Source organism: Neptunicoccus cionae (assembly GCF_002860325.1).
GTDB lineage: Bacteria > Pseudomonadota > Alphaproteobacteria > Rhodobacterales > Rhodobacteraceae > Amylibacter > Amylibacter lutimaris.
Genome location: NZ_PKOJ01000011.1, coordinates 12916 through 39587 on the forward strand (window position 1 = coordinate 12916; position 26672 = coordinate 39587).

Sequence of the window (26672 nt, forward strand, 5' to 3'; positions counted from 1 at the left end):
CGATGTTCCAGAAATACTCCCCGCGCGGAGCGCAGAAACCTATTTTTCCGTAAACTTCAATTCAATCCGACGGTTCTGCGCCAGTGCCTCTGGGCTGTCGCCCTCTGCAATCGGCTGGTATTCCCCGAATCCGTTGGCCGCCAGCCGGTTCGCCGGCACCCCGAGCTCGCTGTTCAGATAGCGCACCACAGACAGCGCCCGCGCCTGACTAAGCTCCCAGTTGTCGCGGAACTCTCCGAAACCGGACAGGGGTATTTTATCGGTATGTCCGTCCACCCGCAGAATCCAGTCGATTTCCGGCGGGATCTGGTCGGCAACATCCAGAATGATGCTGGCCACATTGGCAATCTCTGCCTTGCCCTGCTCCCCGAGAGTGGCCGAACCGGCGGCAAACAGGATTTCGGAGGAAAACACGAAACGGTCCCCGACGATACGAACCCCTTCCTGTGTCCCGAGCACATCGCGCAAGCGGCCAAAGAACTCGGAGCGGAACTTCTTGAGGTCATTGGCCTCTGCTTCCAGTCGCTGGCGTTCAGCTTCTTCCAGCTCAAGCCGCTTTTTCTGCTCGGCCGCTACACGGGCCAGCGCGGTGTTCAGGTTCGCGCCCAGCGCTTCTATCTGTACCTGACTGGCTTCATCTGCTGCCTTTGAGGCGTCAAGCAATCCCTGCAAACGGTCCAGCTGCTTGCGCAGTTCTACCGTTTGTTCGTTCAGTAAAGCCAGCTTTTGCGCGGCTTCGCGGCTTGCGGTTTTCTCATCGGCCAGTTCCTGCCGTGCTACGGACAAAAGGGCGGCCTGACGGTCGCCTTCGCTCATGTTTTGGGCCGCTTCGCGCTCTGCCTCGCTCAGTTCGGCGCGGGTGGCAGCCAGCAGGGTCAGCGTGTCTTCCGCTTCCTTACGTTTGGCCTCCAGCGACAGGGTCATGGCGGTCAGTTCGTCCTCGGCCCCCTTCAGTTTCTCCCGCAGGGCTGCAGCGGCGGCGGCTTCGGCAAGTTTCGCCTTTTCCTCTTCGGAAAGGCTGTTAACCAGCGCATCAATCCGCGCACGCAATTCTTCTTCGGTCAGACCACGGGCGGTCAGTTCGGACTGCGCCTCTGCCAATGCCTGCGCCCGATCTTCGGTTTCCTGTTCGGCCCGAGCCAGCGCAGCCCTCTCCCGTTCCAGGGCGGTTTTTGTCTGGCCCAGTTCGCTGCGGCTCTCGGCCAGTTCGGAGCGTGTGGTGCTGACCTGCGCCAGCGCATCACTTAGCGATCCACGTGTCTGCGACAGGTCATCCTGCGTCGCCGCCAAAAGCGCCAGCGCATCCGCGAGCGAACCTTCCTTATTGCTGACGTCAGCCCGCAAATCGGCAATCAACCCTTCCAGTGCTTCCCGTTTCGCGGCTGCCAGACGCGCCGCCTCGGCGCTTTCGTCGATTTCTGTGCGGGCCTGTGCCAGTGCCAGTTGCAGGGCCTCTTTCTCGGAGATCACTGTCAGATTGGCTTGTTCCAATGCGTCTTTATCCGCCAGCAGCAGGCGTTTTTCCTCTTCCAGCGCGGCTTCGCGGCTTTCAGCATCCGCCACATCACCTTCTAGATCTTCAACCTGCCCCGTCAGAATTGCAACACGGGAACGGCTGTCGGAAAGCTGCGAATCCAGATCGGAATTTTGCGCCAGCAATGAAGCCACCTGCTCTTCGAACCCGGCAATCTGCGCGGCTTGATTCGAGGTTTCCGCGTTCAATGCAGCGATCAGAGAGTCTTGTTGCGCAGCGCGGTGCTGCGCATCCGCAAGCGAATCATTCAAACGGCTGACGTCTTCTTCCAGACCCGAGGCACGGGCCCGTTCCAGACCAAGCGCTTCGGACAGGCCAATGATTTCACCTGCAAGCGCGTCGAGTTCTTTGTCCTGTCCGGAGATTCGTTCGTTCAGCGTATATTGAACCACCATGAAGATGGTCAGCACAAACATCAGGATCAGCAAAAGCGCGGTCATCGCATCCACGAATCCGGGCCAGATATTGGCCGAAAACCGGTTCGCTGCGCGGCGGTTCAGGGCCATGGATTATCCCCTGCCACCGGGTTCATCAGATGCCGAGATTGCCGCACGCAATGTGGATGTCAGCCCTAAAAGATCGCTACGCAGTTCGCTGATGGCGCCCTGCCGTCCGGCAGTCATTTCCTCAAGAATGCGCAACATCTGGGTATCGATATTGCGCAAACGCATCTTGGCTTCGGCATCCCAGACCTCATCCCCTGCGGGGCGGGCCATTTGTGCAGGCAGCGCCTGCACAGCCTCGACCAGTTGTTTCTGCCCATAGGCGATTTGCTCGGCCAGACGATCCCGATCGCCCTGCCCCGCCGTTGCAACCTCGGCAAGGCGCTCCACCACCTGCCCCAGCCGTTCGAGCCGCTGATCGGTTTCGGCACGCCGTTCCTGATTCTGGCGCAGCAGGTCATGCAGGGTTTCTATCTGGTAGGTCGTATGTTCCAGCATGTCAGCGAGCGCGAAATTTTCCACGCTGCCCATATCCCCTTCACCTGTTGCGACCCCGATCCGTGTAATTGAAGACAGCCACTCTTCTAGTTCGCGGTAAAAACGGTTCTGGCCACGCCCTGCCATCAGATCCAGCAAACCGACAACCAGTGACCCTGCCAATCCCAGCAGCGACGAACCGAAGGCCGTACCCATACCGCCAAGCTGGCGTTCCAGACCGGACATAAGGTTGTCGAACACATCGACCGAACTGCCATCATCCTGTGGCGCGAGGGAACGTATCGTATCAACTACGGCAGGAACCGTCGTGGCCAGCCCGTAAAATGTACCCAAAAGACCAAGGAAGATCAGCAGGTTAATGACATATCGTGTGATCTCGCGGCCTTCATCAAGCCGTGTCGCCACACTGTCCTGAATGCTTTGTGTACTGGTCGAAGTCAGCGAAGCCCGGGCCGAGCGTTTACGCAGCAGATGGGCCAAAGGCGCCAATAATCCGGGCGGTTGAACGAACTCATGCCCCGGCCGGTCCAGCGCCAGCCCTTCGATCCAGCTGACCGAGCTGACCAGCGTAAACACCTGCCAGAAACAGGCAATGATGCCAAAGATGAACACCAAGCCGATAAAGCTGTTCAAATAGACGTTTGCCATAAAGATCGGCAGCAGTGATTGATACGACAGAAATCCCCCAATGGCGACGATGACGACAAACATCAACATCATAAGGATTTGCCGCACCGGTTGGGTAAAATGCGGGTCGATCTTCGTGTCTGACTTCAACATTCTTTGGGGCCTGCTCCGTGCTTGTCTGCACCCTAACCTGCTTGACTGGTGTTGCCAAATGGTATGTTCGCCGGACGCGCCAGACTGTTTACCAACTAAACCATTGTAAAAAAGCCGCGAACTCCCCAAATATAACTGTGTAAACCTGATTTGTTGGAGTGGTTGTTTTGGACGAATTACTTGGATTTGAATCCGTAGGCCTGACGGCCATTGCGCTGTTTGTCTTTGCGTTGATCCTGATATTCATGATGGTTCGCTCCATCCCGCAAGGCGAGGAATGGACGGTAGAGCGGTTTGGCCGTTACACCCGCACTCTCAAGCCCGGTTTGCGGTTCCTGATCCCTTTCATGGACAAGATCGGGGCGAAAATAAACATGATGGAAACCGTGCTTGATATCGACAGTCAGGAAGTCATCACCCGCGACAATGCGATGGTCGTGACCGATGCGGTTACTTTCTATCAGGTTGTGGACGCCGCTGCCGCTGCCTATGAGGTCCGCGATCTCTACCGTGCGCTGTCCAACCTGACGCAAACCAATATCCGTTCGGTAATCGGCTCTATGGATCTGGACGAAAGCCTGTCCAACCGCGAGATTATAAACGCCAAACTACTGACCGTGATTGACGAAGCCGCCAATCCGTGGGGCGTTAAAGTTACCCGTGTCGAGATCAAGGATCTGGCCCCGCCGCCGGACATCAACGAAGCGATGGCCCGCCAGATGAAAGCGGAACGGGACAAGCGCGCCTCGGTCCTGCAGGCCGAAGGTATGAAACAGGCTGCCATTCTGAAAGCGGAAGGCGAGCGGGAAGCCCAGATTCGCGAGGCTGAAGGCCGCAAGGAAGCTGCCTTCCTTGACGCGGAAGCCCGTGAACGGATGGCACAGGCCGAAGCCAAGGCGACGCAGATGGTTTCCGAAGCCATTGCCGCCGGTGACATACAGGCCGTGAACTACTTTGTTGCGCAAAAATACACCGAAGCCCTGCGGGATGTTGCCGCCAGCCCTTCGGCCAAGACCATCATGATCCCGCTTGAGGCGTCCTCTCTGATCGGGTCTATCGGGGGTATTGCCGACATCGCCAAAGCCGTCACCTCCGGCGACAAATCTTAAAAGGATTCAGCCATGCCTTTCCTCGATTTTCTCGTTGATCTGTCGCCGTGGTGGTGGGTCGCAGCGGCCTTTGTCATTGGCGCGGCAGAAATGGTTACAGGCACGGCAGTTTTGATCTGGATCGCCCTTGCGGCATTGGTCATGGCAGTATTGCACGCGCTGATGCCGGGCCTGTCGGGAGAGATGCAAATCACCTTATTTGCGGCTCTGTCCGTTGGCCTGACCTTTGCGGGGCGCTGGGTGGTCCAACGCTTTGGCGACGGTGCAGCGGCCCATGATACGCTGAACCAGCGGTCCAACCATTTGATCGGGCGCACGGCCACGGTGCTCGACTTTCATCCTGCCAGCCATAGCGGGGCCGTCACAATCGAGGGCATGCGCTGGCGGGCGGAATGGGCTGCCGGTGCAACTGCGGAAATCGGCAGCACCGTCAGGGTCAGCGCCGCAAAAGGAATGGTTTTGAAGGTAGAACCGGTTTAACCGCTCAGGCGGTTACACTCAGTTCCAGCACACGTTGGGTCAGCCATTCCAGATCGGGGTCGGGCAGACCCAGTTCCGCAAGGTGGCGGTTTACCTCTACCAGATATTCCGTGTTGGGCCCGCGCCCGCCGACAGCCTTGGCAATGACCTCGGCCTGACGTTCCAGCGAAAGACCCCCACAATACTGCACGTGATCCCGGTCCACCACATAGGACACACAGTCAACAACGCGACCGTCCCGCAGCTTTGCCGGATGGACCTGCTCCAGATAGGCCGCCGAAACCAGTTCCCGCTCTCGCAGGTAATCTATCGTCTGTTGTGCGGTTTCCGGCGGCACGAAAAAGGCGACCCCGTCACAATAGGATTTCGGCGCAGCGTCTAGGGCCAGCACCAGTCCCGGGGCTGCTTCTGTACCGCGATGGTGGATCGACCACATGCAAAAGCTGCGGGAAAACCCGTCCATCCGCGCAACTTCGCGTTCCGCAAACTCAAAACCCGGTTGCCACACCAAAGAGCCGTAGCCGAATACCCAAAAACCGTTATCAATATTTGTCACTGGTTCACCCCTTTCAGGGTGCTATAACCCGCGCCAAACGGAAAAGAAAAGGGGCTGCCCGTGGTTCGTGCTTTATTTGGAATCCTGATTGTCGTGTCGCTGGCATGGTTTGGCTATTGGTGGGTCGGCTCCAGCGCGCAGCAAACGGCCCTGTCCGCATGGCTGGAAGACCGCCGCTCTGCAGGATGGGTCGCGGATTACGACACGCTGGATGTGCAGGGCTTTCCCAGCCGCTTTGACACCCGTGTCACCGATCTCAACCTTGCAGACCCTGCTACAGGCTGGGCATGGCAGGCGCCGGAGTTCGAGGTTCTGATGCTCAGCTACAAACCGAACCACGCGATTGCCGTCTGGCCGGACACTCAAACCATCGCCACACCGCAGGAACGTATCGACGTGACCTCGCAGGATATGAGAGCCAGCATCAAATTTGATGCCAACACCGATCTTTCGCTTAATGCCGCAACGGCAGAGGTCAAGGACCTGACACTGACCTCCAATGCCGGTTGGGTGACTGAAATGGATGCAGCCATGCTGTCCACACGGCAAACAGCGGGTCAGGCCAATGCCCATGATCTGTTCTTGCAGACCACAAATCTGAAACCTGCGCGGATTTTCAAGGACATTATCGACCCCGACAACCTGCTACCGGATGTATTCGAAACCGTGCGTTTTAACGCAACCGCCGGATTTGATGCCCCTTGGGACCGCCACGCGGTGGAGGGGCGCAAGCCGGAGCTGACTTCCCTTGAGATCAAGGAGTTCAATGCCGCTTGGGGAGAGTTGAATTTCCAAGCCACCGGCACTGTAGAGTTGGATGCCGACGGTTATCCTACCGGCAAGATTTCAGTCAGGGCTAAAAACTGGCAGGATATGCTGGAACTCGGAGTGAGCGCAGGAATCGTCCCTGCCGAACTGCTTGGCACACTGGAAGGCGGGCTCGGTCTGCTGGCAAAACTATCCGGCAATCCCGATACGATTGACGCGCCATTGTCCTTTCAGAACCGCGTGATCTCGCTCGGTCCCTTCCCGATAGGCCGCGCCCCGCAGTTCCGGATCAATCCGTAACACAGCAGGATCAGCGGCAGTAAGCTCCGCCACCACGGTGCTGGGCGACGTCAAAGTGAAAGTGATCCTGATGAAAGCGGTTTGCCTTGGGGCCGAGCACGGTGCGAAAAGGGCCACAAGCAGTTTTGTGCAGGCGTTTCAAGGTCGGCCCGTCCTCGCCCGAGCGCCAGCCGCGCAGCACGCTCATGGTTGTGCCGTTCTTTAGCACAAATCCCGCAATATCCACGGCATTACCTTTGGCGTGTTCAGATAATTTGCCCCGTTTGGCGCTGTTGCGGTTGCGGCAGGAATAGCTGGCGATCAGTTGGATGCTTGCCAGCCCGCCGCCTTTCGTCCCCACTGTGGGTTTGGCAGAATCATGGACCCAACGATAAAGCGCACGGGCTGCGTCGCAGCCGATAAGCGCCTCTCGGGTCAGCTTGATGCCGTCGATCTCTGAAACCTTCACCGGCTTGGCGATACCACAAGCCCCTTTGCCGCGCACCCGTTTTACGGAATAGCCCCTGATCCCGCGCAATCCGCAAACCGATCCTTCCAGACTGTAGCGTTTCGCGCGATCCTTGCGCTTTGCCATCGCAAGCTGGAACCCTTCGGGCCGCGCCTGCGGCCGCGGGGACACAGCCAACCCGTCCAGCAGATCATCCGGCACAATTTGGCGCACAGACACGGTTACGGATTCCCCGATGCCGTCCCCTGCATCCATTCCCGTGGTCACAATCGCCGCTTTGGTCAGTTTCTGCGCGACTACGTCTTCTGTAATGGTCTGTTCCAGCACAACTTTCTGCACCGCGATGCTGGAAGCTGTCCGTCCGGTATCAAAGCGGCGCAGCTTTGGACGGGGCGCCATCAAAGGAGCTGCTGTCGGATTAAACTGCTCTGCCAACGCAAGGGGCCGCAATCGGGGCCGCTGATCCGGAGTTTGCGCAATGGCGGTACCTGCAATCAGGACCGCGCAGGCCATCAAGGATATCCGCCATTGCGCCATTTTCAGTCTCCTGCTTTCGGGTCGCGCCCGAAGTTCGGTGCGTTGGTATCCTGCCCTGCATCAATAATGCTGCGCCGGATTGCACGGGTGCGCGTGAAGTGGTCGAACAACTGTTCTCCGTCCCCGCGCCGAATGGCCCGTTGCAGATCGAACAGTTCTTCTGTGAAACGCCCGAGAATCTCTAGCGTCGCTTCTTTGTTATTGAGGAACACATCCCGCCACATGGTCGGATCAGAGGCCGCGATCCGCGTGAAATCGCGAAAACCGGCGGCAGAGAAATCAATGACTTCCTTATTCGCCACCCGTTGCAGATCATCAGCCACACCCACCATCGTATAGGCGATCAGATGCGGCGTATGACTTGTGACAGCCAGCACGAGGTCATGGTGCTCTGCATCCATTTCCTCAACATTCGCGCCCATTAAGGACCAAAGCTTTTGCAACCGTTCCACATAGGCGCGATCTGTATCCGGCAGGGGGGTAAAGAGACACCAGCGGTTCTTGAACAGATCGGCAAAGCCTGCGCGGGGGCCAGAGTGTTCTGTCCCTGCAAGCGGATGTGCCGGAATAAAATGAACATGATCGGGCATATGGGGCTGCACTGCTTCAATGATGGCCTTCTTGACCGATCCCACATCGGAAACCGTAGCATTCTGCGCCAGATGCGGTGCGATTTCCTGCGCAATCGCACCCATTACCCCGACCGGCACACAAAGCACTACCAGATCCGCGCCCTGAGCAGCTTCGGCGGCTGTGTCGAACACGGCATCCACCAGTCCAATGTCCAGTGCTGTTTTCCGTGTTTCTGCGGATCGGGCGTGGCCGACGATCTCACCGGCCAAACCTGCGCGGCGCACAGCCAGTGCCATGGAACCGGCGATCAGCCCAAGCCCGATCAGGGCGACCTTGTTGTAAAGCTGCGTCATGCTTCCCAGCCTTCCTTAAAGACGGAAAGAACAGCGATCACACGTTTGCAATCGGCCCCCTTGCCCACGGTAATCCGCAGACACTCCGGCAGGCCATAGCTTTTAACAGCGCGCACGATCAGTCCTTCAGCCCCGAGCGCACGATCCGCCGCATCGGCCTCGGCCTCTGATCCGAAACGGGCCAGAACAAAATTCCCCAAGGACGGGTCACAGGCAATGCCCAGCGCGGTCAGTTCTGTTTGCAGATAATCCCGCCACTGGCTGTTCAGCTCCTGACATTTGGCTGTGTAATCCACATCAAGCATTGCAGCTTGAGCAGCTGCAAGCGCACCTGCGTTTACATTGAATGGCCCGCGTACCCGTTGCAGCGTGTTCACGATCTCTGCCGGACCATAGCCCCAACCCATCCGCAAACCGCCCAGACCGTAAATCTTGGAAAAGGTGCGGGTCATGAAGATATTTTCGCGTTCTTCAACAAGACCGGCGTGCCCGTCAAAGCCTTCGACAAATTCAGCATAGGCCCCGTCCAGCACCAAAAGCGCCTGTTCGGGCAGCCCATCTGCCAGCCGCGCGACCTCCGCTTCGGAGATCATTGTGCCGGTGGGATTGTTGGGATTGGCAATGAAAACCAGCTTGGTGTTTTCATTCGCTGCTTCCAGTAGCGCATCCACATCTGTGGTCCGTTCTGTTTCACGCTCGGATACAGGCGTAGCCCCTGCTGCCTGTGCACAGAGTTTATACATCAGAAAGCCGTGTTCGGTGAACAGAACTTCGTCCCCTGCGCCGGCATAAGCCTGACACAGGAAGGAAATCAGCTCGTCCGAGCCGTTGGAGCAGATGATCCGCTCTGCATCCAGACCGTGCACCTTGGCAATGGCCGCACGTAATTCGCTGTGGTCCGACGACGGATAGACATGCAGATTGCCTGCAACGGAACGATAGGCCTGCTTGGCCTTCTCGCTTGCGCCCCAAGGGTTTTCGTTACTGCTGAGCTTCACCGTATTGGACACACCATCCACATGGGCCTTCCCGCCCACGTAAAGTTCGATGTCCATAATGCCCGGTTGTGGCTGAATGCGCGCCGTCATCTCACGTTATCCTTTTGGTATTCTGCGCCCGTGTTTAGCGGCGCAGCCCCCCCTGATAAAGCATTAATAGGCTTTAATAGAAGGTCTGGGGGTCGATATCTATGCTGATGCGCAGATTATTGGGCGGCTTTATGCTGGCATGCCAAGCGGCCAGCGCGGGTTGCAGCACGGTACCTTTATCCGCCTTGACCAGAATGCGCACACGGTGACGGCCCCGCACACGGGCAATCGGTGCGGGGGCAGGTCCGTAGATTTCCGCATTGATCCGCCGCAGGGGTTCGGCGTTGCGCACCATGTACTGCGCCACATCAAACACTTGGGCAAGGTCAGGACCGGACAGCACAATCCCCGCCATCCGTCCGAAAGGTGGCACGCCAGCCTGTTCGCGCTGGGCGGCTTCGGCGGCCCAGAAATCTTCCTCGTCGCCGGTCAGGATCGCCTGTATCACCGGATGCTCCGGTTGCAGGGTCTGGATGTAGGCAGTGCCTTTCTTATCAGCACGCCCCGCCCGACCTGCCAGCTGACGGATTAACTGAAAGGTCCGCTCCGCCGCACGCAGATCACTGCCCTGTAGCCCCAGATCCGCATCAATCACTCCAACACAGGTCAGCAGCGGAAAGTTATGCCCTTTGGCCACAAGCTGCGTGCCGATGATAATATCCGCCTCACCCTCGGCAATGGATTTGATCCGTTCTTTCAGGTTCCGCGCGGTCATGGACATATCGGAGGACAGCACCGCAATCCGCGCATCGGGAAAGCGTTCGACCGCTTCTTCGGCCAGACGCTCTACCCCCGGACCGACCGCTGCCAGCTTGCCTTCCACCTGACAGGAGGGGCAAGCCTCGGGCATCGGTTTGGTTTCCCCGCACTGATGGCACATCAGGCGACCCTGAAAGCGGTGTTCCACCATCCGCGCATCACAATCGTCACAGCCGATCTGGTGGCCACAGGCACGACACACCGTCACCGGCGCATAGCCACGACGGTTCAAAAACAACAGCGACTGTTCCTTGCGCTCCAACCTTGAAAAAACTTCCCGCGCCAGACTGTCGGAAATCCACCGCCCACTGGGGAGGTCTTCCTTGCGCAGGTCAATCGCCTTCATCTCCGGCAGTTCCGCCGCGCCAAACCGTTGCGCCAGATCAAAGCGTTCGTATTTCCCCGCCCGCGCATTGGCCCAGCTTTCAAGCGAAGGCGTCGCGCTGGCCAACACAACTGAAGCCCCGCAGATCGAGGCCCGTAACACCGCCATATCCCGCGCATTATAGAGCACACCGTCTTCCTGCTTGTAGGACTGATCGTGTTCTTCATCCACGACGATCAGGCCCAGATTCTGGAACGGCAGGTAAAGCGCCGAACGCGCCCCCACCACAAGCTGCGCCTTGCCTTCACCCACCATGCGCCAGCAGCGCCGCCGCTCTGTCACGGTGACGCCAGAATGCCACTCGGCAGGGCGTGCGCCAAAGCGTTGTTCCACTCGGTCCAGAAACTCCACCGTCAGGGCAATTTCCGGCAAAAGCACCAACGCCTGCCGCCCCTGCGCGAGACATTCGGCCACCGCCTCAAGGTAAACTTCGGTCTTGCCGGAGCCCGTCACCCCTTTGAGCAAGCTGGTACCATAGCTCTGCGAGGCCACTTTGTCCCGCAGCAACCCCGCCACCCGCGCCTGATCGCCGGTTAGTTCCTTACCTGCGTGAAGTGCATCCAGATGCGGATAGGGCAGATCGCGCGGGGTTTCGTATTCGACAAGTACCCCCTGCTTTACCAAACCCTTCACCACCGAAGACGTCACCCCCGCCAGTGTGGACAGCTCCCCCGCAGTAAAGCGCACGCCGCCGTGGTCTTCCAGAACGCCGATCACCTTTTCCCGCGCAGGGGTCATCCGGTCCGGTTCCTTATCCCCAAGCCCGTAGATCCGGCGCATTCCGGGCGGATCTGTCAGTCCGGGCGCACGGGTCGCCAACCGCAGCATGGCAGAAAGCGGCGTAAGCGTATAATCCCCGACGCGTGCCAGAAACTTTTGCATCTCCTCGCGCATCGGGGGCACATCAATCACCCCGATCACAGAGCGGATTTTTTTCGGGTCATACCCGCCCTGCCCAGCGCCCCAGACGACGCCAATTACCTTACGCGGGCCAAGGGGCACCTCCACATAGGCACCAAGGAAACAGCCCCCCGCAGGGGCCTTGTAATCCAGCAACCGGTCGAGCGGCTGCGCGGTCAGGACAGCCACAAGCTGACCCGCTTCAAAATAGCTTTGATCGGTGTATTCGGGCACGATAAGCGGGGTTCTCATTCACGGCGCATTGCGATAAACCCCAACATGACATCTGCGCAAGCCACGCGCAAGAAACCAACCGGACACAAGGAACCCCGAAGATGAAATTTTTTGTTGATACCGCCGATGTGGATGCAATCGCCGAACTGAATGATCTGGGCTTTGTGGATGGAGTTACAACCAATCCCTCACTGATCCTGAAATCCGGTCGCGACATTCTGGAAGTGACCAAAGAAATCTGTGGCATGATTGACGGTCCGGTCAGCGCTGAAGTTGTGGCACTGAATTACGACGACATGATTCAGGAAGGGCGCAAACTGGCCAAGATCGCAGAAAACATCGCCGTGAAAGTGCCACTGACATGGGACGGTCTGAAAACCTGTAAAACCCTGTCCGAAGAAGGCACAATGGTCAACGTAACCCTGTGTTTCTCTGCCAATCAGGCACTTCTGGCGGCCAAAGCGGGCGCGACCTTTATCTCTCCGTTCATCGGGCGTCTGGACGATATCAACATCGACGGGCTGCAACTGATCGAGGATATTCGCGTGATTTACGACAATTACGCCTATGAGACAGAGATCCTCGCAGCGTCTATCCGCACCGTTAACCATGTTTCCGATTGTGCCAAAATTGGCGCAGATGTTGTGACAGCCCCGCCAAATGTGTTGCAAAACCTTGCAAAACACCCGCTGACCGATAAAGGTCTTGAGGCGTTTATGGAAGATTGGGCGAAAACCGGACAGAAGATCCTGTAACGCCCCCAGATACGAGGCGTAGCGAATGGCAGAGCAAGCGAAACCGCAGGACGCGGTGCGTGAACATATTCTATCCGACCCTATTCAGGTTCTCGAAGACCGTGACATCATGCGCGCGCTCATCTCGGCAGACGAGGTGGCGCGCGGCAAAAATGTCATCGACCTGCGCGCCATCGCGCTTGAGCGGCTTGAGGCCAGACTGAACCGGCTGGAAGACACCCACCGCCATGTGATCGCTGCGGCCTATGACAATCTGGCCAGTACGAACCAGATACACAGGGCTACGCTTGCCATTCTTGAACCCAAGACATTCGCGGATTTTCTGGTTCTTCTGCAAGAAGAACTGGGCCGTATCCTGAACGTGGCTTCGGCCCGTCTGGTCCTTGAAAGCCCGGCAGCAACGCCGGATATGGAAGACCAGCTTCAGGCAGAATTCGGCAGCGGTGTGTGTTTTTGCGCCCCCGGTGCTGTGAATGATTATATCTCGCGCGGGCGCAACACATCGGTGCGCCCCGTGACCTTGCGGACTATCCATGACCCCGATCCGGTTCTGTTTGGTGATGCAGCAAGCAAGGTGACATCCGAAGCCCTGCTGCGGCTTGATCTGGGCAAGGGCAACCTTCCCGCGATGCTGGTGCTCGGCTCTGCCAGTAATGACCAGTTTACCCCGCAAAAAGGCGCAGATCTTCTGGTCTTTTTCGCCAGCGCCTTTGAACGTGTGCTGCGCCGCTGGCTGAACTGATGACAGCCCAAAGCGGCGCCTTTGATCTTCTGGGCCGCTGGCTGGCCAGTATCACTGCGTTGCAAGGCGCCTCTGCCAAAACCGTTGAAGCCTATCAGCGGGATGTGTCGGGGTTTCTCGGGTTTCTGGCCAATCATTTCGGCGGCGATCTGGGGAAAGCCAAACTCGGCACGGTTAAAATCACCGACATGCGGGCCTGGATGGCCCATGAGCGGCGGCGCGGTGTGGGGCCGCGCTCTCTCGCGCGGGAACTCTCGGCGGTTAAATCCTTTTACCGCTGGCTGGGCGAGGCAGAGGGCATTGAAGTCACCGCTCCGCTGGCAACGCGCGCCCCGAAGTTCAAAGCCCAACTGCCCCGCCCCGTCGCTAAAGATCAGGCAAAGGCCATGATCGAAACAGTAGAATTCCAAACACAGGACAGCTGGACAGGCGCGCGGGACACAGCGGTGATCACGCTGCTTTACGGATGCGGCCTGCGCATTTCCGAAGCACTGGGCCTGACATTCGCCGCCGTGCCATTGGGGGATACCCTGCGTATCCGTGGCAAGGGTGACAAAGACCGCGTTGTGCCCGTGCTGCCCGCCGCGCGCAAGGCCGTGGACAGCTATCTTGCGCTCTGCCCGTTCAGCCACACGGCTGAAACGCCACTGTTTCTGGGCAAAAAAGGGAAGGTTCTGAACCCGCGCCATATCCAGAAGGTGATGGAACAGACACGGATGCAGCTTGGACTGCCTGCCACCGCAACCCCCCACGCAATGCGTCACTCCTTTGCAACCCATCTGCTGGAAGCCGGCGGAGATTTGCGTGCGATACAGGAATTGCTGGGCCATGCCTCGCTTTCGACGACCCAAGCCTATACCGCTTTGGATCAGGCCCATTTGATGGCCGTATACAGAAAAGCCCATCCCAAAGGCGGATAAACATCGCCTTATTTGCAAAAATCTATATGAAGCCGCCCATGACACATCAGATCAAAGCTCTCTCGGTTCATCTTTTCACAGCCACCGGCGCCGTGTTTGCCATGCTCGCCATGCTGGCAGCGGCGCAGTCAAAATGGGATTTGATGTTCCTCTGGCTGGTTGTGGCCTTTGTTGTGGACGGGATCGACGGGCCACTGGCGCGGAAATACGAGGTGAAAACCCACGCTCCGCAATATGACGGTGTGATCCTCGATCTGATTATTGACTATCTGACCTACATCTTCATTCCGGCCTTTGCCCTGTTCCAGAGCGGTCTGCTGCCGGACTGGACAGGCTGGATTTGCATCCTTGTGATCACCTTCACTTCGGCGCTTTATATGGTGGACACGCGGATGAAGACCAAGGACAACAGCTTTTCCGGCTTTCCGGCCACGTGGAATATGCTGATACTGGTGATCTTTGCCACCGAGCCGAATTTCTGGGTGACATTATTTCTTGTCGTAGCCTGCGCGATCACCATGTTCACGCCGCTGAAATTCATCCACCCCGTGCGCACCGAACGCTGGCGCTGGCTGAGCCTGCCTGTCGCCCTGATCTGGACTGCCGCGGCAGCTATGGCCGCATGGGTTGATTTCAACCCCGGTCCGGGTGTGATACTGGTGCTGGCAGCCACAAGTATTTACCTGCTGCTTGCCGGTATCCTGCAACAGATCTTTCCGCAAAAAGCCTGATCCCCGCAAACGTTTCAGATTCTGATCGCTATCACCCCGAGAACGATCACTAGGGCGGCAATCAGCTTGCCTGTATCGGCTTTATCCCTGAAGAACAGAATACCGATCAGAACCGCGAAGAGGACGGATACCTCTCTTAGGGCTGTGACAAGTGCAATCGGGGCGACTGTCATCGCCCAGACAGCGATCCAGTAGGCGATGACCGAAGCCAGTCCCGCAATCATCCCCAGCGCCCACACCCGTGGGGCGCGTGGCAGCACAGCCCGCCCGCGCAAGGCGAGCCCTCCTATGGTGAACAAAAAGGCATCGAGGAAGAACAACCACCCCACAAAGCCTGAAGCATGGCCGGAGGCGCGCGCCCCCATACCGTCAAACAGCGAATACCCCGCCGTTCCCACTGCAGCCATCAACGCATAAGGAATAAGGGCGCGTTCTTCCCCGTGGGTAAAAACGCCCTTGGCCATCAATACAATACCAAGCCCGACCAGAAGAATACCGCCAATCTGTGCGAAGCTTACAACATCCGGCAGAATCATCAGGCTGACAACCAGCACGATCATGGGCGCAGTACCCCGCGCAATGGGATAAACGCGGCTGAGGTCTCCGCGCGTGTAAGCAATGGTCAGAAAGGACTTGTAAATCAGGTGAAACAGCACCGATCCCGCAAGAAGCCACCAAGACTCTTGTGCAGGGGCAGGAAAGACCAGAATCATCACCAACCCGATCACCCCGTGGGCGATCGACAAGAGGACCATGCCCTGAAACTTGTCCTCTCCGAACTTGATAATGGCGTTCCAGCTGGCGTGAAGCAGGGCCGCAAACAGGACAGCGGCGAAAACAGCTACGGACATGGACAGACTTTCAGATCAGAAGGGAATAAGCGCCTTCGCCTTGCAGCAGTTTGACTTTGGTTTCCACGCCGCCTGCACCGGAGAACCCGCCCAGATGGCCGGTGCCGACGACGCGATGGCAGGGAATAATCACCGGAATAGGATTGGAGCCACAGGCCTGCCCGACAGGCTGCGCTGGCACGCCAAGCGCCTTTGCAATCTCTCCATAGGTGCGCGTCTCCCCCTTCGGGATTGCTGACATGGCAGCATAGACCTGTTGCTGAAAATCAGTACCCGCAGGGGCAAGGGGCAGGTCGAACTGTTCAAGCCGCCCCTCAAAATAGGCTGCTAGCTGGTCAAGCCCTTCTTGCAACAACGCAGTATGCGATCCTTCCTGCCGCTCGGCCCACAGGAGTTCGGTAATCGCTTCGTTTTGTGCAATCAGGGTCAGGGTGCCGACCGGCGTTTTCAGATAGGCTGCGTTCATGGGCGCAGTGTTCCTCGGTTTGCAGGAATTTGGCAAGCGGGATATGGCCGGGGGAGAACTGCGAGATGTGTATCGTCATCCAGTGTTTGCCGTGAAACCCGAACCGATCACCCTGCTTAAACGACGCTTCATTTATGAAGCTTCAAATATCGCGCGTCTTGTATGAAGCTTCATTTATGACGCTTCATATTTGCAGGGTCATGCCTATTACATAGGAATAACAACACTTTATAAAAAACGAAAATCCGTAAAAGGAACATTGCAGGACCACCCCGTGCCTTTAACCGGAAGCCCCGTCATCTAGCGCTGGCCTCACTCCCGCAGACCGTCCTCATCCAGCAGATGCCGACCGGCCCGGTCTTCCACCTCGACAACCCAGATATCAGGATCAAAGGACCGTTGACGGCGCACAGCTTCGTCCACATCCCGTTCCGGCCCTTGGGCCAGAGTGACCCAAACGCGGTCCCCGTCCAGATTATAAGACCGCTGGTACAGTGTTGCTGTTCCGTCCAGAGGCGCCTGTTTCACCAGAACCGCCCCCGCCGTTGCATCCCCGCGCGCGGTGACAAACGCGGCTATATCTGCCAGCGCAAGGCGTCGCAGATAGGCTTTAACCCAGAACTCGGCGGTCACGCGGACCACGGATCACTCCCGCGTGTCTTTGAAGTCCAGACCCATTTCGGTAAACCGCTCGGCTTCGGTTTCCCAACGGGGGCGAACCTTGACCTGAAGGAACAGATGCACCTCGGCGCCGACCAGTTCTTTCAGTTCCTGCCGCGAGGCCATGGACACCGCCTTGATGGTTTCCCCTTTCGGCCCGACTGCGATCCCCTTGTGGCCTTCACGGGTGACATAAATCACCTGATCGATCCGCACAGAGCCGTCTTTCTTCTGTTCCCAATTTTCGGTTTCCACCGTCAGGAAATAGGGCAGTTCCTGATGCAAACGCAGCATCAGCTTTTCACGGGTGGTTTCCGCTGCGATCATGCGCAACGGCACATCCGCGATCTGGTCTTCCGGATACAGCCACGGGCCTGCGGGCAGGTTTTGCGCCAGATATTTGGTCAGATCCTTCACCCCGTGGCCCTTTTCAGCCGAGATCATAAAGACCTCTTCAAACGGGTAGGCATTGGACAGTTCCTGCGTCAGGGCGAGGAGTCGGGCGGATTCCACCTTGTCGATCTTGTTGATCGCAAGGGCAACCTTGGTGTTCTTGCCGACCTTGTTGCCCAACTCTTCCAGAATCATCCGCACCCCCGGAGACATGCCGCGATGGGCCTCTACCAGAAGAACGGTGATATCCGCATCCCCTGCCCCGGCCCAGGCTGCAGCCACCATGGCGCGGTCCAGATTACGCCGCGTGCGGAACAGACCCGGTGTATCAACAAAGACGATCTGGCTCTGGTCTTCAATCGCGATACCCCGAATACGGGCCCGCGTGGTTTGCACCTTGTGGGTCACGATAGAGACTTTCGCCCCGACAATCCGGTTCATCAGCGTGGATTTCCCCGCGTTCGGCTCTCCGATCAGTGCCACGAATCCGGCTCGTGTTTCAGTCATTCTACTTCTCCAGCAGCGTCAGGACGGCCTTCGCGGCAGCCTGTTGCGCATTGCGTTTACTTTCAGCGGCCCCGCGTCCGCGAAGCCCGTTTTCCAACTGCGCCTCGATCTCGAACTTGGGGGCGTGATCGGGTCCGGTGCGGCCCACTTCTATGTATTGTGGCGGCTTCATGCCACGGGCCTGCGCCCATTCCTGCAAAGTCGTCTTGGCATCCCGCGCATCTTCTTTGGCCGCATCGATCCGGCTGTCCCAAAGGCGCAGGATCAGGCGGCGGGCAACCTCGAATCCGGCATCGCGGTAGACTGCGGCCAGAACCGCTTCCATCGCGTCAGCCAGAATAGCCTGTTTACGCCGTCCGCCCGAAATCATCTCGGAGCGGCCCATTTTCAACGCCGCCCCCAGATCCAGTTCGCGGGCAATGTCTGCGCAGGTCTCCTTGCGCACCAATGCGTTGAACCGTGGCGCCATCTGCCCTTCCGAAGCAGACGGATCACGATCTGACAAGGCTTCGGCGATCACCAGCCCGAGCACCCGATCCCCTAGAAATTCCAGCCGTTGGTTGTCAGGCCGTGTGGCCGAAGACAAAGACGAATGGGTCACAGCCTGAATCAAAAGTTCGGGGTCTGCGAAATCATGCCCGAGACGGGCACTAAAGTCACGAAGTTCGGCAGCAAGCTTCACTGGAGCGCCTTGAAGAATCGATCGCTGCGCCATGTCCAGAACGCCAGAATGGAACTCCCCGCAGAAGAGAACATCACACGATCCGCGCGTCCGATCAGATAGGATTCCGGCACGAAGCCAACGCCATTGGGCTGGCGGAAGCGGCTGTCAGTGGAATTGTCGCGGTTGTCACCCATAAAGAAATAATGCCCTTCGGGAACGGTATAAACCGGCGTGTTATCTCCGCCGCGATCCCCGATGTTGAGCGTCAGATGGGAAACACCATTAGGCAGGGTTTCGACAAACTGTTCCTTTACGCATTCCGCGCCAATTCCGACCGCCCCGTTTCCGCAGGCTGGCAGATTGCCCATTGGACCTTGGGCATCGTAGGTTTCCACAAAAGACCCTGCAGGCTCCATCGGGACCGGTTCGCCGTTGATGTTCAACTGGCCGTTCACCACCTGCACCTTGTCGCCGGGAAGACCGATCAGACGTTTGATGTAATCCGCTTCGCTGGCAGGATGTTTGAAGACGATAATATCACCCTGTTCCGGCTCCCCCCCAAAGAGACGTCCGTCCCAATCCTTCGCGAACCCGCAGAAGTTGAAGCCGCGGATACTGGGACAGGAGGCCCAGCTGTAGCCATAAGTGAATTTATTTACGAACAGGAAATCCCCGATCAGCAACGTCGACTTCATAGAGCCTGACGGAATCCAGAACGGTTGAAACAGGATGGTACGGATTATGCCTGCCAGAAACAAAGCCCAGAATATGGTCTTGAATGTCTCGGCGATTCCGCCTGATTTTTCGCTTTTATCTGCCATTGCTGCCGCCTGTGTTCAAATATGCTGGCTACATGGCCTGTCAAAGGGGTTTAGTCAACTGGTGTAGCCTCTATCACCACAAAGGCCTGTGCCCAGGGATGATCATCCGTCAGGGAAACATGCACCACTGCGCGGTGACCCGGCGGAGTTAATTCTTCAAGCCGTTTCGCAGCCCATCCGGTCAGTTCCATCACCGGCTGGCCGGTCCGCATATTGCGCACGGACATATCCTTCCACGCGATCCCCATGCGCAATCCGGTACCAAGCGCTTTTGAGCACGCCTCTTTCGCGGCCCAGCGTTTGGCATAGGTGCCAACCGTATCACGGCGCCGCTCGGCCTTTGCCTGCTCGACTTCGGTAAAGACGCGGTTGCGGAACCGGTCTCCGAAACGCTCCAGCGTTCCGGCAATCCGGTCAATATTGGCCAGATCGGTTCCGATACCTAAAATCATAGTCCCGAACGCGCCTCGTCCATCAGGACGCGCATTCGCAGAATCGCGGTTTCCAGTCCGGTGAAAATCGCCTCACCGATCAGAAAGTGACCGATATTAAGCTCCTGAACCTCTGGCAGAGCGGCGATGGGTTTGACGGTGTCATAGGTCAGTCCATGGCCTGCGTGGACCTCCAGACCCAGATCCGCCGCAAAGGCGGCCATATCCCGCAGGCGCGCAAATTCTGCGTCCCTTTCTTCAAACCGCCCCTCTGCATGGGCATCGCAATAGGCTCCGGTGTGCAATTCGATGACCGGCGCACCGATCCGCGCCGCCGCTTCGATCTGCGGCCTGTCGGCGGCGATAAAGATAGAAACCCGGCAGCCCGCGTCCTTCAGAGGTGCGATGAAATGGGCCAGCTTGTTTTCTTCCCGCGCCACTTCCAATCCGCCTTCGGTCGTGCGTTCCTCGCGCTTTTCAGGGACGATACACACTGCGTGCGGCTTGTGGCGCAGTGCAATGGCCTGCATTTCATCCGTCGCCGCCATTTCAAAATTCAGCGGCACGGTCAGCCCGTCTACAAGCGCCTCAATGTCGGGATCTGTGATATGGCGGCGGTCTTCGCGCAGATGGGCGGTGATACCGTCCGCACCGGCCTGTTCCGCCAGAAGCGCGGCGCGCAACGGATCAGGCGTGTCGCCACCCCGCGCATTCCGAACCGTTGCCACGTGATCGATGTTCACACCCAGCCGCAATTTGCCCGTCGCCATCGGCTATTCCTTCCAGTCTGCTTAATCTGCTTTCTGCTGGCGCTTGGCCCGCAGTTCGTGAAACTTCTTCAATAACGCACCTTTACGGCGGTGTTGATAGGCCGAGATCATCGGTTTGGAAACAAAATACAAAACCAAGGCGCAGATCAACCCCGGGGCAATCCCGCCCACCAGATAAGGCCAGAACACATCATAAAAGAAGGATGTCACCCCGTGCCACGGGCTTGGCGGATAACCGAACAAGGCTTTGGCATTATCCAGTATAGTCCCCCAGGTTTCGACCACACCATGTTTCACCCGATGCCAGACCCGGCCCTCGTGGCCCTCCCCCAGCATCCACAACCCCAGCCGGTAACTGGTGGCGGCGATAAAGGGAAAGGTGATCGGGTTGCCAACAAAAGTACCCAGCAAAGCCGCCAGAACATTCCCACGCAGCACAAAAGCCAGTCCGGCTGCCAGAAAGAAATGCAATCCGAAAAAAGGGGTAAAAGTCACGAAAGCGCCGCAAGCGATTCCAAGCGCGATCTTGTGGGGCGTATCGGGCAACCGCTTGATCCGGTGCTTCACATACCCAAAGGCGCGCTTCCAACCCGATTTGGGATAGAAGAACTCTGCAATGCTTTGCAGCCACGTCCTTTGCTTTCTGCGTTTGAACACCCGAGATGCCTTTTGATCCTGTTGAACTGCACTTAGCGCCCTTGCACGCGAGTCGCCAGAACCCGCAGTTCACTCTGTCTGGTGATTTCGGTTTTTGCGCAACACTTGCGCCACGTCCGAATCAGCTTCCACCGCTGTGAGGACATGAATCAAATGTTCCACATCCCGCACCTCGATATCAATCGTCATCCGGTAAAAATCCTGTTTACGATCAGTGAATTCCAGATTTGATATGTTGGAGTTATGCTCTCCGATCAGGGTGCAGATCCGGCCCAGCACACCCGCATCATTGGCCATCGTGACCTCGATAGTGGCTTCCTGATCCGCCATTCTCTTGCCATCCAGCCAGCGCAAGTCGATCCACCGCTCAGGCGAGTCTTCGTATTCCACCAACCGCTCGCAATCGATCCGGTGTACCAGCACGCCGCTGCCCCGTGTCGCGATCCCGACGATCCGTTCTCCGGGAAGGGGTTGGCAGCATCCGCTGGTCTGCGCGAACTGGCCGGGCTCCAACCCGACAATCCGTTCGGCCGGTTCTTCTTGGGACAGCTCGTCCACACGGACCAGTTCGGGATAAAGCACCCCGACCAGATCGGAGCCGGTCATCTCGGCGCTGCCAATCTTGGCAAGAAGCTCTTCCGCGGAACCGATACCCATATGGGCCGCCGCAGTGCCAAGCGCCTTGTCAGTCGCTTTCTTGCCAACCCGCTCCAGCGCCACACGCGCCAGTTCACGTCCCAGCCGCACAAAGCCCTCACGATGTTCTTCGCGCAGGGCCTTTCTGATGGCAGATTTGGCACGGCCCGTCACCGCAATATCCATCCATGTGGATTGCGGGCGCTGGCCTTCGGCGGTGGTAATTTCCACCGACTGTCCGTTGCGCAACCGCGTCCAGAGCGGCACACGCCGCCCGTCCACCTTGGCCCCCACACAGGCAGAGCCGATGCGCGTGTGGATCGCATAGGCAAAATCGATCGGTGTCGCGCCACGGGGCAATTTGATCACATCGCCCTTCGGCGTGAAGCAGAACACCTGATCCGCAAACATATCCAGTTTCACATGTTCGAGGAATTCCTCGTTCATGTCATTGTTGGCCACATGTTCCGTCAGCTCTTCAAGCCATTTGAACGGATCGACAGCAAAAGGGTTCTCGGCCCGTTCGCCGTTACGATAAGACCAATGGGCCGCGACGCCGGATTCTGCCACTTCGTGCATCTGTTGGGTGCGGATCTGGATTTCCACCCGCTTGCCATCCCGTCCCGACACGGTGGTATGAATACTGCGATAGCCGTTGGACTTCGGCTGGCTTACATAGTCCTTGAACCGTCCCGGAACAGCCCGCCAGCGGCGATGCACCAACCCGAGAGCGGCGTATATATCGTCTTCTGTCTTTGTAATGATCCGGAAGCCAAAGATATCGGACAGCCGCGAAAAGCCCTCTTTCTTTTCCTCCATCTTGCGCCAGATGGAATAGGGCTTTTTTTCACGTCCGAGAACCGTCGCCTCGACCCCGGCTTTTTTCAGCAGGTCGCGGATGTCTTGGGTGATCTGCGGCGTCACATCGCCGGTTTCCTTGCGCAGGGTCAGGAAGCGGCGCATGATCGAATTACGCGCTTCGGGATTAAGGACGCGGAATGACAGGTCTTCCAGTTCCTCGCGCATCCACTGCATCCCCATGCGTCCCGCTAAGGGCGCATAGATTTCCATTGTTTCGCGGGCTTTGCGTTCCTGTTTGGGGCCGACCATATGGCGGATCGTGCGCATGTTATGCAGACGGTCGCTCAGCTTCACAAGGATCACCCGCACGTCCTTGGACATGGCAAGCAGCAGCTTGCGGAAGTTCTCGGCCTGTTTGTTGTCTTTCGACGACAGCTCCAGATTGGTCAGCTTGGTCACACCGTCCACCAGTTGGGCAACTTCGGTGCCAAAGCGTTTCTCAACGGCCTGATATGTGGATTTTGTGTCTTCTACCGTGTCGTGCAACAGGGCGGTGATGATCGTGTCATCGTCCAGCCGTTGTTCGGCCAGAATCATCGCAACTGCAATCGGGTGGGTAAAATAGGGCTCGCCGGAATGACGCATCTGCCCCGTGTGCATCAGCTTGCCATATTCATAGGCCGCCTCAATGCGCTCCACATTGCAATTCGGATTATACGTCCTGACCAGATCCACGAGAACCTGGGCAGGGACCATTTCAGTATTGGATTGAACAGAAGGCCCCATTCAGCCTTATTTCATTTCTTGCGCTTCCATCAGCGCGCGCAACAGGTTTTCTTCAGACATGTCGTCATCCGGCTTGTCCTGTTCTGTCCCCATCAACAGCGCCATTTGATCTTCTTCAGGCTCGTCGACCTCGATTTGGGTCTGGTAGCTTTCGATCGCAGCTTCACGCAGTTGGTCGGACGTCAGTGTTTCCTCTGCGATTTCGCGCAGGGCAACGACAGGGTTCTTGTCGTTGTCGCGGGGCACCGTGATTTCCGCGCCGGTTGAAATCTCACGCGCCCGATGTGCAGCCAGCATTACCAGCTCGAAACGGTTCGGTACTTTATCTACGCAATCTTCAACAGTAACACGTGCCATATTGGAAAACTCCGGCGGTTTGGGGATATCAAGAGTGCGCAAATAGCCGCTTTCCGGCAGGATTGCAAGGCCTATGCGGCAGGAGTTTACCCTGCCCCCGCGCCGTCACCGTCATTGTAAGGTACAATTTGGGCAACATCTTTTTCGCCGAACGCATTAATCAACTGGTCAAGCGTGGCTCCGGACACCGGATGGCGCCAATCCGGCGCGACATCCCGCAAGGGAATCAACACGAAGAGTCTGTCCTGGATTCGCGGATGTGGCAGGATAATCCGCCCCGGAGCCCGTTCCATCTGCAATTTTATCGGCAGATCGCGCCATTGTGAAAATGTCGCGATATCGGGTAAAACCTGCCCGGCAAAGTCGATCAGATCAAGGTCAATGACCCGCGCTTCCCAGCGTTTATCACGGGTGCGCCCAAGGCGCTGCTCTACCTTATGTAGCGCTTCCAAAACTGCTTCTGCACCAAGCGCAGTTTCACAATAAACAACCGCATTTACAAAATCCGGCCCTGCTCCGGCGGGAAATGCAGGCGTGCGAAAAAAACGGCTGATTTCAACCGGAAATAGCCCGATGCTTGACAAGTCATCGATTGCAGCTTCTACTATTTTCACTGAGGCGCCAATTTCGTTTGACAGGTTCGAACCCAAAGCAATTAAGCACTTTGAAAGATCTTCTCGGGCATTTTGTTGTTGCAGTACCAAAATTAGAACCTATTTTCTGCGGAGTTTCAGCCAGATCACAACACGCCAATAAACGACACCGCACTGGCTGAACAGACATTTTGGAAGGATCAATTATGTTCTATCGCGACGAGCGTCTGGCATTGTTCATCGACGGCTCAAATCTCTATGCGGCAGCCAAAGCCCTTGGTTTTGACATCGACTATAAGCTACTCCGTTCGGAGTTTATGCGTCGGGGCAAACTGTTGCGCGCATTCTACTACACAGCCCTTTTGGAAAGTGACGAATACTCTCCGATCCGTCCGCTGGTGGACTGGCTGAATTACAACGGTTTCAACATGGTTACGAAACCGGCCAAAGAATACACGGACAGCATGGGCCGCCGTAAGGTGAAAGGCAACATGGACATCGAACTTTGCGTCGATGCGATGGAGCTGGCTCCGCATGTGGATCACATTGTGTTGTTCTCCGGCGATGGCGACTATCGCCCGATGATCGAATCCCTGCAACGCAATGGCGTCCGGGTTTCTGTTGTCTCCACTATTCGCAGCCAGCCACCGATGATTTCGGACGATCTGCGCCGTCAGGCCGATAACTTTATCGAACTGGACGAACTGCGGGACGTTATCGGCAGACCACCGCGCCCCGAAGGGGAAGACCAGCGGAGTGAGCCGGAATACGAAGTTGAAAACTAATGGAAAAGGCGCCTGCGGGCGCCTTTTTTTTTCGGCACACACAGATAGTTCGCCCCGCGATTTTGCAGATATTGGTCTGGCACAATGAACCGTGAGGAATTCAACACCTTCTGCGCCGCACTCCCCCAAACCACACATGTGGTTCAATGGGGCAATGCAGATGTCTGGAAAGTGGGCGGCAAGGTTTTTGCAATTTGCGGCTGGAACGACGGCAAGGATGCATTCACCTTCAAAGCCCGACCTATCGCTTTTGAAGTTCTTTCCGGTCAACCGGGAATCCGCCCGGCGCCTTATCTTGCGTCCCGCGGAATGAAGTGGCTGCAACAATACGACGAGCCCGGCCTGTCTGATGAAGAACTCAAGGCACATCTGCGCGACAGTTACGATATGGTCGTGGCAAAACTGACCAAGAAGATGCGGGCCGAATTGGGATTATAGGCGGTTTGTCCCATGTTTGCCCTTAAGGCAGGTTGCTTAAGGGAACCCTGTAGCCTAAACCCGTGCGCAAAGACGAATAAAGATCAGGCAAGGAACCCCTGCTTCATGGACAACCCCCAACGGGCGGATGCAAACGACACTTCCGAAAAATCCGCACGCGACTGGGCCCTTAGCCTTGCGCAATACCGCAAACCAAACACAAGACGCGCTGTTTATGAACTTGCCGCCAGCCTGATTCCGTTTATCGGCCTCTGGGCGCTGGCATGGTGGATACTTCCTTACAGCGCGGTACTCGCCGTGCTGATCGCCATTCTCAACGGCGGGTTTCTGGTGCGGTTGTTTGCGATCCAGCACGATTGCGGCCACGGAGCCTTTGTGAAAAACGCGAAAGCCTCCAACTGGATCGGGCGCTGTCTGGGCGTGCTGACACTGACCCCCTATGCGGTTTGGCGCAAAAGCCATTCCCACCACCACAGCACATCGGGCAATCTGGACCACCGCGGCATGGGCGATGTCCACACGAAAACCGTTGCCGAATATGCAGAATTGAACCGTTGGCAGAAACTCGGCTACCGGCTCTACCGTTCTCCGTTTGTGTTGTTCGGCCTTGGCCCTGTCTATTTGTTTGTCTTGCAGAACCGCCTGCCTATCGGTCTGATGACGGCGGGGCGCATCTACTGGATTTCCGCCATGGGCACCAATGCTGTGCTTGCGCTGCTGCTGGGTCTGATCGCCTATTTCGGCGGCATCTGGCCGTTGCTGCTCGTTTTCGCGCCGACTGTGATGACCGCCGCTGCCGCTGGTGTCTGGCTGTTCTATGTCCAGCACCAGTTCGAGGAAACCCATTGGGACAGGGACGATGCGTGGAACATTCAGGACGCCGCCTTCCACGGCAGTTCCTATTACAAACTGCCTGCCTTCCTGAACTGGCTGACTGCCTATATCGGCGTGCACCATGTGCATCACCTGAACTGTCGCATCCCGTTCTATCGCCTGCCCGAAGTGCTAAGCGACCACACCAGACTGGCCCATATCCAGATTATCACTCTGGCCGAAAGCTTTCACTGCGCCCGCTTGCACCTGTGGGATGAAGACCAGCGCCGCCTGTTGTCTTTTGCACACGCGAACAAGCTGATCGCAGCCCAGCGACCGGCCTGAGCGAA

At 57.4% G+C, this 26672-nt stretch carries 30 protein-coding genes; 11 read left to right on the plus strand and 19 right to left on the minus strand.

Going from position 1 to position 26672, the window contains the following annotated elements; translation table 11 throughout:
- Positions 1–39: 39 nt before the first annotated feature.
- Both C0U40_RS19085 and C0U40_RS19090 read right to left on the minus strand, forming a co-directional pair.
- Positions 40–2040 (minus strand): peptidoglycan -binding protein, encoded by a 2001-nt coding sequence (locus C0U40_RS19085; RefSeq protein ID WP_101657394.1) that lies wholly within the window; start codon positions 2038–2040, stop codon positions 40–42.
- Positions 2041–2043: 3 nt separating this feature from the next.
- The gene (locus C0U40_RS19090) at positions 2044–3255 is read right to left on the minus strand and encodes a biopolymer transporter ExbB (RefSeq protein WP_101657395.1); all 1212 of its coding nucleotides are present in this window, start codon (positions 3253–3255) and stop codon (positions 2044–2046) included.
- 167 nt (positions 3256–3422) lie between these two features.
- Here C0U40_RS19090 and C0U40_RS19095 point away from each other — a divergent pair, with 167 nt between their 5' ends.
- Complete coding sequence (locus C0U40_RS19095; RefSeq protein ID WP_286135125.1) at positions 3423–4364, plus strand: SPFH domain-containing protein; 942 nt, start codon at positions 3423–3425, stop codon at positions 4362–4364.
- A 12-nt stretch (positions 4365–4376) separates the two neighbouring features.
- Positions 4377–4844, plus strand: a complete 468-nt coding sequence (locus tag C0U40_RS19100; RefSeq protein WP_101657396.1) for an NfeD family protein — start codon at positions 4377–4379, stop codon at positions 4842–4844.
- A 4-nt stretch (positions 4845–4848) separates the two neighbouring features.
- Here C0U40_RS19100 and C0U40_RS19105 read toward each other — a convergent pair whose 3' ends face one another.
- Positions 4849–5400 (minus strand): gamma-glutamylcyclotransferase, encoded by a 552-nt coding sequence (locus tag C0U40_RS19105; RefSeq protein ID WP_435673804.1) that lies wholly within the window; start codon positions 5398–5400, stop codon positions 4849–4851.
- Between the two features lie 60 nt (positions 5401–5460).
- Here C0U40_RS19105 and C0U40_RS19110 point away from each other — a divergent pair, with 60 nt between their 5' ends.
- Positions 5461–6468: a DUF2125 domain-containing protein gene (locus C0U40_RS19110; protein ID WP_180957754.1), complete on the plus strand. Its 1008-nt coding sequence runs from the start codon at positions 5461–5463 to the stop codon at positions 6466–6468.
- A 10-nt stretch (positions 6469–6478) separates the two neighbouring features.
- On the opposite strand, the gene C0U40_RS20375 is transcribed toward C0U40_RS19110, so the two are convergent.
- The 4 genes from C0U40_RS20375 to C0U40_RS19130 all read right to left on the minus strand — a co-directional run bounded on the left by C0U40_RS20375 (position 6479) and on the right by C0U40_RS19130 (position 11763).
- Positions 6479–7453: an extensin-like domain-containing protein gene (locus C0U40_RS20375; RefSeq protein WP_286135126.1), complete on the minus strand. Its 975-nt coding sequence runs from the start codon at positions 7451–7453 to the stop codon at positions 6479–6481.
- Between the two features lie 2 nt (positions 7454–7455).
- Positions 7456–8379 (minus strand): prephenate/arogenate dehydrogenase family protein, encoded by a 924-nt coding sequence (locus C0U40_RS19120; RefSeq protein WP_101657398.1) that lies wholly within the window; start codon positions 8377–8379, stop codon positions 7456–7458.
- Complete coding sequence (gene hisC, locus C0U40_RS19125; RefSeq protein ID WP_101657399.1) at positions 8376–9467, minus strand: histidinol-phosphate transaminase; 1092 nt, start codon at positions 9465–9467, stop codon at positions 8376–8378. Before hisC ends, C0U40_RS19120 begins: the two co-directional genes overlap by 4 nt.
- A gap of 73 nt (positions 9468–9540) precedes the next feature.
- The gene (locus tag C0U40_RS19130) at positions 9541–11763 is read right to left on the minus strand and encodes a primosomal protein N' (RefSeq protein WP_101657400.1); all 2223 of its coding nucleotides are present in this window, start codon (positions 11761–11763) and stop codon (positions 9541–9543) included.
- Between the two features lie 83 nt (positions 11764–11846).
- Between C0U40_RS19130 and fsa the strand changes: the two genes are divergently transcribed.
- From fsa to C0U40_RS19150, 4 genes are read left to right on the plus strand one after another with little or no spacing between them, the layout of a single operon-like run.
- On the plus strand, positions 11847–12500 hold the full coding sequence (gene fsa / locus C0U40_RS19135; RefSeq protein ID WP_101657401.1) for a fructose-6-phosphate aldolase: 654 nt from the start codon (positions 11847–11849) through the stop codon (positions 12498–12500).
- Positions 12501–12525: 25 nt separating this feature from the next.
- Positions 12526–13242, plus strand: a complete 717-nt coding sequence (locus tag C0U40_RS19140) for a DUF484 family protein (protein WP_101657402.1) — start codon at positions 12526–12528, stop codon at positions 13240–13242.
- On the plus strand, positions 13242–14162 hold the full coding sequence (locus tag C0U40_RS19145) for a tyrosine recombinase XerC (RefSeq protein ID WP_101657403.1): 921 nt from the start codon (positions 13242–13244) through the stop codon (positions 14160–14162). The genes C0U40_RS19140 and C0U40_RS19145 overlap by 1 nt, the downstream gene beginning before the upstream one ends.
- Positions 14163–14200: 38 nt before the next feature.
- The gene (locus tag C0U40_RS19150) at positions 14201–14893 is read left to right on the plus strand and encodes a CDP-alcohol phosphatidyltransferase family protein (RefSeq protein WP_101657483.1); all 693 of its coding nucleotides are present in this window, start codon (positions 14201–14203) and stop codon (positions 14891–14893) included.
- Between the two features lie 14 nt (positions 14894–14907).
- Here the strand turns inward: C0U40_RS19150 and C0U40_RS19155 are convergent, their stop codons facing one another.
- Positions 14908–15744, minus strand: coding sequence for an EamA family transporter (locus C0U40_RS19155; RefSeq protein ID WP_101657404.1), 837 nt, complete (start codon positions 15742–15744; stop codon positions 14908–14910).
- 10 nt (positions 15745–15754) lie between these two features.
- Entirely contained in the window at positions 15755–16210 is a 456-nt protein-coding gene (locus C0U40_RS19160; RefSeq protein WP_101657405.1) for a methylated-DNA--[protein]-cysteine S-methyltransferase, read from the minus strand.
- Here C0U40_RS19160 and C0U40_RS20260 point away from each other — a divergent pair.
- Positions 16209–16376, plus strand: a complete 168-nt coding sequence (locus tag C0U40_RS20260) for a hypothetical protein (protein WP_180957755.1) — start codon at positions 16209–16211, stop codon at positions 16374–16376. The two genes, C0U40_RS19160 and C0U40_RS20260, sit on opposite strands and share 2 nt — an antisense overlap.
- A gap of 146 nt (positions 16377–16522) precedes the next feature.
- Here the strand turns inward: C0U40_RS20260 and C0U40_RS19165 are convergent, their stop codons facing one another.
- The 10 genes from C0U40_RS19165 to folK all read right to left on the minus strand — a co-directional run bounded on the left by C0U40_RS19165 (position 16523) and on the right by folK (position 24397).
- Complete coding sequence (locus C0U40_RS19165; protein WP_101657406.1) at positions 16523–16852, minus strand: DUF1491 family protein; 330 nt, start codon at positions 16850–16852, stop codon at positions 16523–16525.
- A gap of 3 nt (positions 16853–16855) precedes the next feature.
- Positions 16856–17770, minus strand: coding sequence for a GTPase Era (gene era / locus C0U40_RS19170; RefSeq protein WP_101657407.1), 915 nt, complete (start codon positions 17768–17770; stop codon positions 16856–16858).
- Position 17771: 1 nt separating this feature from the next.
- Entirely contained in the window at positions 17772–18452 is a 681-nt protein-coding gene (gene rnc / locus C0U40_RS19175; RefSeq protein WP_101657408.1) for a ribonuclease III, read from the minus strand.
- The gene (gene lepB, locus C0U40_RS19180; RefSeq protein ID WP_101657409.1) at positions 18449–19255 is read right to left on the minus strand and encodes a signal peptidase I; all 807 of its coding nucleotides are present in this window, start codon (positions 19253–19255) and stop codon (positions 18449–18451) included. The genes rnc and lepB overlap by 4 nt, the downstream gene beginning before the upstream one ends.
- Before the next feature lie 50 nt (positions 19256–19305).
- Positions 19306–19707, minus strand: a complete 402-nt coding sequence (gene acpS / locus C0U40_RS19185; RefSeq protein ID WP_101657410.1) for a holo-ACP synthase — start codon at positions 19705–19707, stop codon at positions 19306–19308.
- A complete protein-coding gene (locus C0U40_RS19190) occupies positions 19704–20456 on the minus strand; it encodes a pyridoxine 5'-phosphate synthase (protein WP_101657411.1) in 753 nt (250 codons plus the stop codon). Before C0U40_RS19190 ends, acpS begins: the two co-directional genes overlap by 4 nt.
- 21 nt (positions 20457–20477) lie before the next feature.
- Positions 20478–21113: a DUF2062 domain-containing protein gene (locus tag C0U40_RS19195; RefSeq protein WP_101657412.1), complete on the minus strand. Its 636-nt coding sequence runs from the start codon at positions 21111–21113 to the stop codon at positions 20478–20480.
- Positions 21114–21182: 69 nt separating this feature from the next.
- Positions 21183–23306, minus strand: a complete 2124-nt coding sequence (locus C0U40_RS19200) for a RelA/SpoT family protein (protein WP_101657484.1) — start codon at positions 23304–23306, stop codon at positions 21183–21185.
- Between the two features lie 36 nt (positions 23307–23342).
- Positions 23343–23693: a DNA-directed RNA polymerase subunit omega gene (gene rpoZ, locus C0U40_RS19205; protein ID WP_101657485.1), complete on the minus strand. Its 351-nt coding sequence runs from the start codon at positions 23691–23693 to the stop codon at positions 23343–23345.
- 86 nt (positions 23694–23779) lie between these two features.
- Positions 23780–24397, minus strand: a complete 618-nt coding sequence (gene folK, locus C0U40_RS19210) for a 2-amino-4-hydroxy-6-hydroxymethyldihydropteridine diphosphokinase (RefSeq protein ID WP_219619819.1) — start codon at positions 24395–24397, stop codon at positions 23780–23782.
- A 95-nt stretch (positions 24398–24492) separates the two neighbouring features.
- On the opposite strand from folK, the gene C0U40_RS19215 reads away from it, so the two are divergent.
- The 3 genes from C0U40_RS19215 (at position 24493) to C0U40_RS19225 (ending at position 26667) form a co-directional block, all read left to right on the plus strand.
- Positions 24493–25071: an NYN domain-containing protein gene (locus C0U40_RS19215; protein WP_069301526.1), complete on the plus strand. Its 579-nt coding sequence runs from the start codon at positions 24493–24495 to the stop codon at positions 25069–25071.
- Between the two features lie 84 nt (positions 25072–25155).
- Positions 25156–25509 (plus strand): MmcQ/YjbR family DNA-binding protein, encoded by a 354-nt coding sequence (locus tag C0U40_RS19220; protein ID WP_101657414.1) that lies wholly within the window; start codon positions 25156–25158, stop codon positions 25507–25509.
- A gap of 105 nt (positions 25510–25614) precedes the next feature.
- Positions 25615–26667 carry a fatty acid desaturase gene (locus tag C0U40_RS19225; protein ID WP_101657415.1) on the plus strand — a complete coding sequence of 351 codons (1053 nt, stop codon included), beginning with the start codon at positions 25615–25617 and terminating at the stop codon, positions 26665–26667.
- Positions 26668–26672 lie beyond the last annotated feature (5 nt).

Bases quoted from the DNA above. Each gene is read 5' to 3' on its own strand.
- C0U40_RS19085 (WP_101657394.1), bottom strand. From the start codon at position 2,040: ATGGCCCTGAACCGCCGCGCAGCGAACCGGTTTTCGGCCAATATCTGG.
- C0U40_RS19090 (WP_101657395.1), bottom strand. From the start codon at position 3,255: ATGTTGAAGTCAGACACGAAGATCGACCCGCATTTTACCCAACCGGTG.
- C0U40_RS19100 (WP_101657396.1), top strand. From the start codon at position 4,377: ATGCCTTTCCTCGATTTTCTCGTTGATCTGTCGCCGTGGTGGTGGGTC.
- C0U40_RS20375 (WP_286135126.1), bottom strand. From the start codon at position 7,453: ATGGCGCAATGGCGGATATCCTTGATGGCCTGCGCGGTCCTGATTGCA.
- C0U40_RS19120 (WP_101657398.1), bottom strand. From the start codon at position 8,379: ATGACGCAGCTTTACAACAAGGTCGCCCTGATCGGGCTTGGGCTGATC.
- hisC (WP_101657399.1), bottom strand. From the start codon at position 9,467: ATGACGGCGCGCATTCAGCCACAACCGGGCATTATGGACATCGAACTT.
- C0U40_RS19130 (WP_101657400.1), bottom strand. From the start codon at position 11,763: ATGAGAACCCCGCTTATCGTGCCCGAATACACCGATCAAAGCTATTTT.
- fsa (WP_101657401.1), top strand. From the start codon at position 11,847: ATGAAATTTTTTGTTGATACCGCCGATGTGGATGCAATCGCCGAACTG.
- C0U40_RS19140 (WP_101657402.1), top strand. From the start codon at position 12,526: ATGGCAGAGCAAGCGAAACCGCAGGACGCGGTGCGTGAACATATTCTA.
- C0U40_RS19145 (WP_101657403.1), top strand. From the start codon at position 13,242: ATGACAGCCCAAAGCGGCGCCTTTGATCTTCTGGGCCGCTGGCTGGCC.
- C0U40_RS19150 (WP_101657483.1), top strand. From the start codon at position 14,201: ATGACACATCAGATCAAAGCTCTCTCGGTTCATCTTTTCACAGCCACC.
- C0U40_RS19155 (WP_101657404.1), bottom strand. From the start codon at position 15,744: ATGTCCGTAGCTGTTTTCGCCGCTGTCCTGTTTGCGGCCCTGCTTCAC.
- C0U40_RS20260 (WP_180957755.1), top strand. From the start codon at position 16,209: ATGGGCGCAGTGTTCCTCGGTTTGCAGGAATTTGGCAAGCGGGATATG.
- C0U40_RS19160 (WP_101657405.1), bottom strand. From the start codon at position 16,210: ATGAACGCAGCCTATCTGAAAACGCCGGTCGGCACCCTGACCCTGATT.
- era (WP_101657407.1), bottom strand. From the start codon at position 17,770: ATGACTGAAACACGAGCCGGATTCGTGGCACTGATCGGAGAGCCGAAC.
- lepB (WP_101657409.1), bottom strand. From the start codon at position 19,255: ATGGCAGATAAAAGCGAAAAATCAGGCGGAATCGCCGAGACATTCAAG.
- acpS (WP_101657410.1), bottom strand. From the start codon at position 19,707: ATGATTTTAGGTATCGGAACCGATCTGGCCAATATTGACCGGATTGCC.
- C0U40_RS19190 (WP_101657411.1), bottom strand. From the start codon at position 20,456: ATGGCGACGGGCAAATTGCGGCTGGGTGTGAACATCGATCACGTGGCA.
- C0U40_RS19200 (WP_101657484.1), bottom strand. From the start codon at position 23,306: ATGGTCCCTGCCCAGGTTCTCGTGGATCTGGTCAGGACGTATAATCCG.
- rpoZ (WP_101657485.1), bottom strand. From the start codon at position 23,693: ATGGCACGTGTTACTGTTGAAGATTGCGTAGATAAAGTACCGAACCGT.
- C0U40_RS19215 (WP_069301526.1), top strand. From the start codon at position 24,493: ATGTTCTATCGCGACGAGCGTCTGGCATTGTTCATCGACGGCTCAAAT.
- C0U40_RS19220 (WP_101657414.1), top strand. From the start codon at position 25,156: ATGAACCGTGAGGAATTCAACACCTTCTGCGCCGCACTCCCCCAAACC.
- C0U40_RS19225 (WP_101657415.1), top strand. From the start codon at position 25,615: ATGGACAACCCCCAACGGGCGGATGCAAACGACACTTCCGAAAAATCC.